This is a genomic window from Pseudomonas arabinosi (genome assembly GCF_047758675.1).
GTDB classification, from domain to species: Bacteria; Pseudomonadota; Gammaproteobacteria; order Pseudomonadales; family Pseudomonadaceae; genus Aquipseudomonas; species Aquipseudomonas arabinosi.
The window spans coordinates 3078527-3087724 of record NZ_CP180480.1; the positions used below are offsets into that span (position 1 = coordinate 3078527).

The window sequence follows — 9198 nt, forward strand, 5'->3', positions numbered from 1 at the left end:
AGGTATCCCGCGCGCGTTTATGCAGCGCATCGTATTAAAGGAGTCCCTGTGGAGTTTTTTGCCGAGTACGCAGTTTTTCTGGCTAAGACCGTGACACTGGTGATCGCCATTCTGGTGGTCCTGGCCAGTTTCGCGGCGTTGCGCAGCAAAGGTCGACGCAAGTCGGTCGGCCAGTTGCAAGTCAGCAAACTCAATGATTTCTACAAAGGGCTGCGCGAACGCCTGGAGCAAACCTTGCTCGACAAGGACCAGCTCAAGGCCTTGCGCAAGGTCGAAGCTAAATCCGAGAAAAAGCAAAAGAAAAAACCTGAGGGAGCCAAGCCACGGGTGTTCGTGCTGGATTTCGACGGCGACATCAAGGCGTCGGCCACTGAAAGCCTGCGCCATGAAATCACCGCGCTGCTGACCCTCGCCACGCCCAAGGATGAAGTGGTGCTGCGTCTGGAAAGCGGCGGCGGCATGGTTCACAGCTACGGCCTGGCGTCCTCGCAACTGGCGCGTATCCGTGATGCCGGTGTGCCGTTGACCGTGTGCATCGACAAGGTCGCGGCCAGCGGCGGCTACATGATGGCGTGCATCGGCGAGAAGATCATCAGCGCGCCGTTCGCGATCCTCGGCTCGATCGGCGTCGTGGCGCAGTTGCCTAACGTCAACCGCCTGCTGAAAAAACACGACATCGACTTCGAAGTGCTGACCGCCGGCGAATACAAGCGCACCCTGACGGTGTTTGGCGAAAACACCGAGAAGGGCCGCGAGAAGTTCCAGGAAGACCTGGACATCACGCACCAGTTGTTCAAGAACTTCGTTTCCCGCTATCGCCCGCAACTGGCCATCGACGAAGTGGCCACCGGTGAAATCTGGCTCGGCGTCGCGGCGCTGGACAAGCAACTGGTGGACGAACTCAAGACCAGCGATGAATACCTCGCCGAACGTGCGAAGAAGTCCGAGCTGTACCACTTGCACTACGCCGAACGTAAAAGCTTGCAGGAACGTATCGGCATGGCGGCCAGCGGTTCGGTCGATCGCGTCTTGCTGACCTGGTGGAGCCGCCTGACTCAGCAACGCTTCTGGTAACCCCCAGACTCAATGAAACCGGGTAAATTCCCGGTTTCATTATTTTGGGAGACTCTTTTCGCTGCATTCTGACGACTTTTCCTAGCGGCTTCAGGACTGTTCCCACTTCCCGCCGACTCAAGCAGATTTACTGTAGTCATTCCAATATGACTGCAATGGACTGCACATGAATGATTCCCCGTCTTACCCGACCAACAACACTGACGCCACCTCGGCGCCAGCGATGCGTGACGAACTGCAAGCGGCCGTCAGCAGCGCATCACCGCAAACCCCGGCCCAGTTCGGCGCTCAGCTGTTTCAGAAGAAATGGGGGCACGACATCGACCCGCGAACGGCGCTGCTGGTGACCCTCGATTACGATTACAGAGGCCATTCGGCGCAGGATGGCGTGCATCAAGGCCAGGTGGCCAGCTCACAAACCTTGCTGCAGGCGCTGCTCGACAATTACCAGACGGTTGGAGACGGGCGCTTTGCCGAAACTGCTTTTGGCTTGTACACCCCACCTGACATCGGGCCTTGCGTACGAATTGTCGAGCATGTCGACGAGTTTGCCGACCATGGCAGCGGCAACCATCGAACTTACGAAGGGGTCTATCGCCGCAGCGTCCCGCAAACTTATGAGCCACTGACCCAGATTCCATTGCGCCCCGCCGATTTCAAAAAATGGGTCTGGACGCTGGAGTTGAAAGAGTTGTACCAAGCGTACCTTGAGCGCGTGTGGCCATCGGATGCGACGATCCTCGCCCGCCCGGCCTATCCACTTCGAACTTCGGTCAAGGCCGCATTTGTCATGAGCGCCTGGTTGCAGCGTCATGAAAACAGTCTGAGCGAGAAAGGTCTGGAGCTGGTCCTGCGAGTCGCCGGTCTGCCGCCAAAACAGTCCTGGAGCACCTTGACGCTCCAGCAGTTGCAGGCACCGACGCGAGTGCCGGGCTCGATCAAGGCCGGACGGTTTGAGCTGTACCGCTACACCGCGATGGATATCTGGACGTTTCGCGAGTGCAAGGGTTCGAGAATTTTGCTCTACATTCCCGGCAATTCATCACCTTGGCACGAGTTTTTCGGCGCCGCGAAATTGCAGCGTTGGGTGGTGGAGCAGGGCAAGGTCGATGATACAAAGCACGCCCTGGCGAATCACTTTGCCGAAGACGATCGCACAGATGGCACCTTCCATGCCGGCGTGTTGACGGCGCTGGACGGCATGGTGCGTTACCCGAAAATACACTGGCTCACCAAAACCGCCGGGTTTTTCAATAATGACGGTTACTGGGATCCCGCCGAGTACATCGGTTTCGAGCGGGCTTCAAGGGCAACCGATCCTTTTGCGCAACTGGTGCTGAGCATGAAGCACGCCGCGCAGAACAGTGCTGACAGCATCCGTGACGACGCACAGGTCAACCGGAGTAACTTGAATGCCTTTGTTGAGCCGCTGGTGGGATGGATCAACCGTTTTGGCCCGTTGGCGCTCTTTGTCCCGGGCGGTGAGGGGCTGTTGGCGCTGGCGGGGCTGATCGATGCCGGTTACGGACTGAACCAGGTGGTCAATGGTGAAACATCGACCGAACGTTCGCAGGGGCTGACGCGAACGGTTTTTGGCCTGCTCAACGCGCTGCCGATAGTGGCAGGTGCGGCACAGGTTGGGGAAGGGGCCGAGGCACCGGGACTGATCGAGAAAGGCCTGGAACCGGTTGATACTACGAAGGAGCAAGGTCCGGCACCCGATCCGCATCCGGTTGCACCGCCGGAGCCCGTGCCTGTGGCGACGGAGAGTCGCGCGGAACTGCTGCGGGGCATCGGTGCTTCGGTGGAAGGTTTCAGCGACGAAACCCTGATGCAGATCGGCAAGGTCAGCGCGGTCGATGAGGACATGCTGCGATTGATGAATACGGGGCGGACTCCGACGCCGATGCTGGCCGATACCATCAGCCGTTTTCGCATAGACCACAATCTCGGACCGCTCGCCGGCCCTGAACGCTCAGCCTTGTTCCACAGTCGTTATCAGGCCTTGCAGGCGTCGGATAACGCCTGGGTCCGCCTGTTTCAACAGCAGTATCCCGGCCTGCCCAAAAGCGCCGTGGAGCAAATGCTTGACCGGTATGGCGTCGACCTTGCGTCAACCCCCGAAGCTGTCGAGGCAAAGCGCTTGTTCAGTCGCCTCGATGGCAAGGCCCGTCAGTATCAGCAGCATGTGCGGCTGAATCGGGCCTTCGAAGGACTTTATCTGCGTTCTGTGAACAATCCCGAGTCCGAGACACTGGCATTGCATTCGTTACCCCATCTGCCGGGCTGGCCCCGGGGCTTGCGTATTGAGGTGCTCGACGGGTCGCTCAATGGTCGGGTGCTGGATCGTTGCGGTTCGCTGCAAGCAACGGACGTGCGACGGCTGATCAAAACGGCCGATCACCGTTACGCCACGCCTGACGCTTCAACGGCTACGGATTTCCATGAGGCGTTGTTCAGCGTTCTGTCTGATTCGGAGCGCACGGCATTGCAGTTGCCGTTGAAGGATTCGGTGGAGGCCTTTACACGGTCTATCAGTGAGGGAGCCTTGTCGCGTTCCGAACTGATGACAGGCTTGAACCGGATGGACAGCGGCTTGCCGTTCGAAGCGCAGGGTTTGCATGGCGGAGGTTTTCCAACGACGCCACAGGGCGCAGCGCTAAGCGCAGTGGCAATGCGGCTGCAAGTGAGCGATCTCTACCCTGACTTCAGCCATGCGCAAATCGATGAGTGGCTGCTGCGTGCGGGGGACTACGCCCAGGCGCACCTTGATACCCTGAGATTTCAGTTCGAGCAACTGTGTACGGACCTGACCAGCTATATCGATCGAACCCTGCAGGATGCCGATGACATGGATATCGATTTCCTCGCCCTCGGTGACGCAGAGGCAGCGGGCATGGGCCCTGCGCAAGTCATGCAACATAACGTCGAGCTGCTGCAGCACGCGATAGAATACGAACGAAAGACACGGGAGGAACTGGCTGATGAACTGGTCCTGCTCTGGCAAAAGCGCCCGCCAGTGGCCAATCGTGTTTATTCCGGCGAGGCGTTGGTTGGGTACAAGCTGGATATGGATTTCGAGGAGTTTCATCGCTTGCCCGTCATGAACGTGCGGTTCGACGACGTGATCGAATTGTCGATGCGCGGTTTTCATTTGTTGGAGCGCGAGACCTTGAACGGCTTCCTGGAGTCGTTCCCCAGATTGCGCATCCTGAGCCTGGAGAGCATTGATCTGCGGTTGCCCGACAATACCGGGGCGCTTGAGAGTGTCCTGCCACCCGTAATTCCGCGAATGAGCCAACTCACCACGTTAAATTTGAAAAACACCCAATTGCGGTTGGGAGAGAGCAATGCGGCGCAACTGTGTGACCTGATCAACTTGCAATCCCTGGACCTGAGTGAAAACCCCCTGGGTGTTTCGCCGGTGCTACTGGGTATGAACGAACTGCGTCAGGTGAACCTGCGGAAGACAGGCATCAGCACCTGTCCGATCGGGATCCGGGAGGAGCCTTACCTGACGTCGCTCGATCTGCGTGACAACCGGATCACCCGGGTTCCGCCCGCGGTCATCAATCAGGCCATTGCCACTGGGCGAGTCAAGCTGTGGGGCAATCCGCTGACGGACGAAGACACCCTGCAGCGCCTGATCACTCATCGGCAACAAACCGGCATCAACCTGTGGCTACGGGAAGCGGGAGATGACTCTGGCGAAGCTATTGTCTGGTTACGGAACATGGAGCAGCAGGAGCAGGAAGCTCGATTGGCTATTTGGGAACGGCTGACGAACAAGCCATCGGGCGCACGTTTCTTGGGTGTCATGGAGGGCCTCAGCCTGACCCCGGATTATCTGGTCAGTTACCCGCAACTTCAGGCACGGGTATGGCAACTCTTGAATCAGGCGGATGCGTCGCAGGAGTTTTGGAACAGTTTGAGTCATGACATCGAAGTGGCCGGGGACGATGCAGACAATCCAATGGCCATTTTCATGGTGCTGGAAAATCGTGCGCGGCTTTATCGGGATTGGGTGGCGCTGGGGCGGTCATTTCCCATTGAGGCGAAATGATCCGGTGGTAACTGGAAAGCCTTGAGCCCGGTGAAACGAGCTCAAGGCGTTACGATCAACGACGACGGAACAGCGGAAGCGGTTCGTCGGTAGCAGCCTGATAGGTCACGGAGAAGTCCTTGAGACCTTCCAGGGCTTCGTACGGGTCTTTATCGGCGCGGATCGCAAAGGCGTCGAAACCGCAGCGGTGCAGGTAGAACAGCTGGTCACGCAGCACATCGCCAATCGCCCGCAATTCGCCTTTGAAACCATAACGGTCACGCAGCAGGCGGGCGTTGGAGTAGTTGCGGCCGTCGGTGAAGGCCGGGAAGTTCAAGGCGATGACCTGGAAGTTTTCCACGTCGTCACCGATTTCTTCGGCTTCTTCATCGGCATCCAGCCACACGCCCAGGCCGCCATCGCGGGCCTTGAGCATGCGGCTGTGTTCGCGCCACAGCTGCAACGGGACGATCAGGTCGTCGCAGTTGCTGATCTCGTCGATGTTGAAGTCCTTGGGCAGCAAGTGCCAGGTTTCGTCGACGACTTCATTGTTCTTAATTATTCGCTGCATAGACACGCTCCTTGAAGAGGTCAATGCCAATACGCTGATAGGTGTCGATGAAACGCTCGTCTTCGGTACGTTGTTCGATGTACACGTCGATCAGCTTTTCGATCACGTCAGGCATGGCTTCCTGGGCGAAGGACGGGCCGAGGATCTTGCCCAGGCTGGCGTCGCGACTGGCGCTGCCACCCAGGGACACCTGGTAGAACTCCTCGCCTTTCTTGTCCACCCCGAGAATGCCGATGTGGCCGACGTGGTGGTGACCACAGGCGTTCATGCAGCCGGAGATGTTCAGGTCCAGTTCGCCGATATCGAACAGGTAATCCAGGTCTTCGAAGCGACGCTGGATCGACTCGGCGATCGGGATCGACTTGGCATTGGCCAGGGAGCAGAAGTCGCCGCCCGGGCAGCAGATGATGTCGGTCAGCAAGCCGATGTTTGGCGTGGCGAAGCCCTGTTCGCGCAACTCGCCCCACATCGCGAACAGTTGAGTCTGTTCAACGTCGGCCAGAATGATGTTCTGCTCGTGAGAGGTGCGCAGTTGACCGAAGCTGTAACGATCGGCCAGGTCGGCCACGGCGTCGAGCTGCTTGTCGGTGATGTCGCCCGGTGCAACACCGGTCGGCTTCAGGGACAGGGTCACGGCCACATAACCCGGCTTTTTGTGGGCCAGGGTATTGCGGGTGCGCCAGCGCGCGAAGCCTGGGTGTTCTTTATCGAGTTCGGCCAACGCCAAGGCCTGGTTGTCCAGAGCCTTGTACTCCGGGTCAACGAAGTGTTTGGCCACGCGATGCACTTCGGCGTCGGTCAGCGTGGTCTGGCCACCGCGAAGGTGTTCCATCTCTGCGTCGACTTTTTGCGCGAAGACTTCAGGTGTCAGGGCCTTGACCAGAATCTTGATCCGCGCCTTGTACTTGTTGTCACGACGGCCATAGCGGTTGTAGACCCGCAGGATGGCGTCGAGGTAGCTCAACAGGTCTTGCCACGGCAGGAATTCATTAATGAATGCGCCGACCACCGGGGTACGGCCGAGACCGCCACCCACCAGCACACGGAAGCCCAGCTCGCCAGCGGCGTTGTGCACCGGCTCAAGGCCGATGTCATGGACTTCGATGGCCGCACGGTCGGAAGTCGAACCGTTGATGGCGATCTTGAACTTGCGCGGCAAGTAAGCGAATTCAGGGTGGAAGGTGGTCCATTGGCGGACGATCTCGCACCACGGGCGCGGATCGATCAGCTCGTCGGCAGCGACACCGGCGAACTGGTCGGTGGTGACGTTGCGCAAGCAGTTGCCGCTGGTCTGGATCGCGTGCATCTGCACGGTCGCCAGTTCGGCAAGGATGTCCGGGATGTCTTCCAGCGCCGGCCAGTTGAACTGTACGTTCTGCCGGGTGCTGATGTGGGCATAGCCCTTGTCGAAATCACGGGCAATCCTGGCCATCATTCGCGTCTGGCGCGAAGTCAGTTGGCCGTAAGGCACCGCCACCCGCAACATCGGCGCGAAGCGCTGGATATAAAGGCCATTTTGCAGGCGCAGGGGGCGGAATTCTTCTTCGCTCAGCTCGCCTGCCAGATAGCGTCGGGTCTGATCACGGAACTGCTTGACGCGGTCCTCGATGATCCGCTGATCGTACTCGTCGTATACGTACATATAAGTCCTGTTCTCAGGCTTGGGCCGGTCGGATCCAGTTGCGTTTTTCGCTTGCTGAAGTCTCCGATACTGCCTCGGCAATTCTGCGCGCACGGCCGCGCACTCCCAACGGAGCCGGGGCAAGATACCAGTTTGCAGTTATGCGCAAAAGTGATGTTTGAGTATATGTAAAGAACCAAAACGACTAATGAGATCCAATGAGGTAAAACCCACATTTGTGGTGCGGGCAATCATCGTCTTAACTGTGCTCGAGTCTTTATGCAATCACCGATAAAACCGACAAGAGGCGATGCAATGAGCAACCCTACCAAAACGTCAAAACCCGATAGCACGGTCGATGCTTGGGCAATTCTGTTCCTGATCATGCTGGTCGTGGGCACCGCGGTATTTTGGGTCAGCCATCAATAACCGACCCCGTCCGGGCCCTATCCCGACGATTGTCGGACAATAACCGGAATAAACGCCGTTTTACGGGACTTCGCTGGCTATAATGCGCGGCGAATTGCCGGGGGCTCGGACGATCAATGTTGAAGTTTTTCTACTCATTCCTGCTGATGCTTGGCGCGGTTTACGGCCCCGTAGCGCGCGCGGAATCGGTATTGTTCCTGAGCCCCGGAAAGACTGACGAAGCCTTCTGGAACAGCTATTCGCAATTCATGTACGCGGCAGCCACGGATCTGGGCATTGATCTGCGAATTCTCTATTCCCGGCGCATGCCGGAGCTCACGTTGGCGCAAGCCCGTCAGGCGCTGCAAGGCCCTGATCGCCCGGACTATCTGATGTTCGCCAATGAACAGTACGTCGCCCCGCAGATCCTTCGCCTGGCCCAGGGCAGCGGGGTGAAGCTGTTCATGGTTAACGCTTCGCTGACGGCCAACCAAATGAGTTTGCTGGGCGAGCGCCCTGAGCGCTTGGGCAGCCTGGTGCCCAACGATGAGGAGGGGGGCTACCTGATGCTCAAGGAACTGATTCGCCAGCATCCGCCCGCGGCACCCGGTGAGGTCATCGAGTTGCTGGCGTTTTCCGGCTTGAAGATCACGCCTTCGGCGCAACTGCGCGAGGAAGGCATGATGCGGGCCTTGGCCGAGCACCCTGAAGTGCGTTTGCGCCAACTGGTTTATAGCGGCTGGACCCGGGAACGGGCCTATGAACAGGCCAAACTGCTGTTCCGGCGTTACCCGAAGGTCTCGCTGGTGTGGTCCGCCAATGACGAAATGGCGTTTGGCGCCATGCAGGCGTATTCGGAGACGGGTGGGATACCCGGCAAGGATGCGTTGTTCAGTGCGGTCAACACCTCGCCGGCGGCGTTGCAGGCGACGGTCGACGGACGCATCAGCGTGCTGTTGGGCGGGCACTTCACGTTGGGCGGCTGGGCGCTGGTCGAGTTGCATGATCTTGAACAGGGCGTGGATCTCAGCCATTACGGCGGCCGAGACCGGCAAATCCCGTTGCTGCAACTGATCGACAAGGCCCAGGCCAGGCGATTGCTGGCCATGGGTGAATCACCGGATTACGGTGTGAACTTCCGTCGTCTTTCAGCCAAGGGCCGGCCGACGTCGTATCGCTATCCGTTCAGCCTGCAAACCTTGATGCGCTAAACCCCGGCCAGATGCACCACCAGTTGCACGATGCCGTACAGCATCAACGCGAACACCGCCGTGAACAAAATCCCCAGAATCACGAAATGACTGGGCTTGCCGTGCGTGAAGTCCCGCGCCCGGTTCTTCCCGCTCTGCACCCCGAACGCCGCCGCCATGACGCTGTGCAGCATCTGCCAGAAAGTGGGCGGCTTGTTGTTGCCTGGATCGTCCATAAATCCCCCGTCATGACTGTTTGAGCAGTAAGCATAGACAATTAAACCGCTCCCGG

6 protein-coding genes are annotated in these 9198 nt (G+C 58.7%); 3 read left to right on the forward strand and 3 right to left on the reverse strand.

Annotated features, from left to right (window positions below; translation table 11 throughout):
* Window positions 1-48: 48 nt before the first annotated feature.
* Together sohB and ACMXYJ_RS14545 are read left to right on the forward strand one after the other, a co-directional pair.
* Window positions 49-1074, forward strand: a complete 1026-nt coding sequence (gene sohB, locus ACMXYJ_RS14540) for a protease SohB (protein ID WP_415760375.1) — start codon at window positions 49-51, stop codon at window positions 1072-1074.
* A 166-nt stretch (window positions 1075-1240) separates the two neighbouring features.
* Window positions 1241-5137: a dermonecrotic toxin domain-containing protein gene (locus tag ACMXYJ_RS14545; RefSeq protein WP_415760376.1), complete on the forward strand. Its 3897-nt coding sequence runs from the start codon at window positions 1241-1243 to the stop codon at window positions 5135-5137.
* Window positions 5138-5192: 55 nt separating this feature from the next.
* On the opposite strand, the gene ACMXYJ_RS14550 is transcribed toward ACMXYJ_RS14545, so the two are convergent.
* Window positions 5193-5687, reverse strand: coding sequence for a DUF934 domain-containing protein (locus tag ACMXYJ_RS14550; RefSeq protein ID WP_038982933.1), 495 nt, complete (start codon window positions 5685-5687; stop codon window positions 5193-5195).
* On the reverse strand, window positions 5671-7329 hold the full coding sequence (locus ACMXYJ_RS14555) for a nitrite/sulfite reductase (RefSeq protein ID WP_415760377.1): 1659 nt from the start codon (window positions 7327-7329) through the stop codon (window positions 5671-5673). The genes ACMXYJ_RS14550 and ACMXYJ_RS14555 overlap by 17 nt, the downstream gene beginning before the upstream one ends.
* A 524-nt stretch (window positions 7330-7853) precedes the next feature.
* Between ACMXYJ_RS14555 and ACMXYJ_RS14560 the strand changes: the two genes are divergently transcribed.
* Window positions 7854-8927, forward strand: a complete 1074-nt coding sequence (locus ACMXYJ_RS14560; protein WP_415760378.1) for an ABC transporter substrate-binding protein — start codon at window positions 7854-7856, stop codon at window positions 8925-8927.
* Here ACMXYJ_RS14560 and ACMXYJ_RS14565 read toward each other — a convergent pair.
* On the reverse strand, window positions 8924-9142 hold the full coding sequence (locus ACMXYJ_RS14565) for a DUF2970 domain-containing protein (RefSeq protein WP_415760379.1): 219 nt from the start codon (window positions 9140-9142) through the stop codon (window positions 8924-8926). The genes ACMXYJ_RS14560 and ACMXYJ_RS14565 overlap by 4 nt on opposite strands.
* Window positions 9143-9198 lie beyond the last annotated feature (56 nt).

Excerpts from the sequence above, each read along its gene's own strand:
- ACMXYJ_RS14560 (WP_415760378.1), top strand. The coding sequence starts at position 7,854 with ATGTTGAAGTTTTTCTACTCATTCCTGCTGATGCTTGGCGCGGTTTAC.
- ACMXYJ_RS14550 (WP_038982933.1), bottom strand. The coding sequence starts at position 5,687 with ATGCAGCGAATAATTAAGAACAATGAAGTCGTCGACGAAACCTGGCAC.
- ACMXYJ_RS14555 (WP_415760377.1), bottom strand. The coding sequence starts at position 7,329 with ATGTACGTATACGACGAGTACGATCAGCGGATCATCGAGGACCGCGTC.
- ACMXYJ_RS14565 (WP_415760379.1), bottom strand. The coding sequence starts at position 9,142 with ATGGACGATCCAGGCAACAACAAGCCGCCCACTTTCTGGCAGATGCTG.
- ACMXYJ_RS14545 (WP_415760376.1), top strand. The coding sequence starts at position 1,241 with ATGAATGATTCCCCGTCTTACCCGACCAACAACACTGACGCCACCTCG.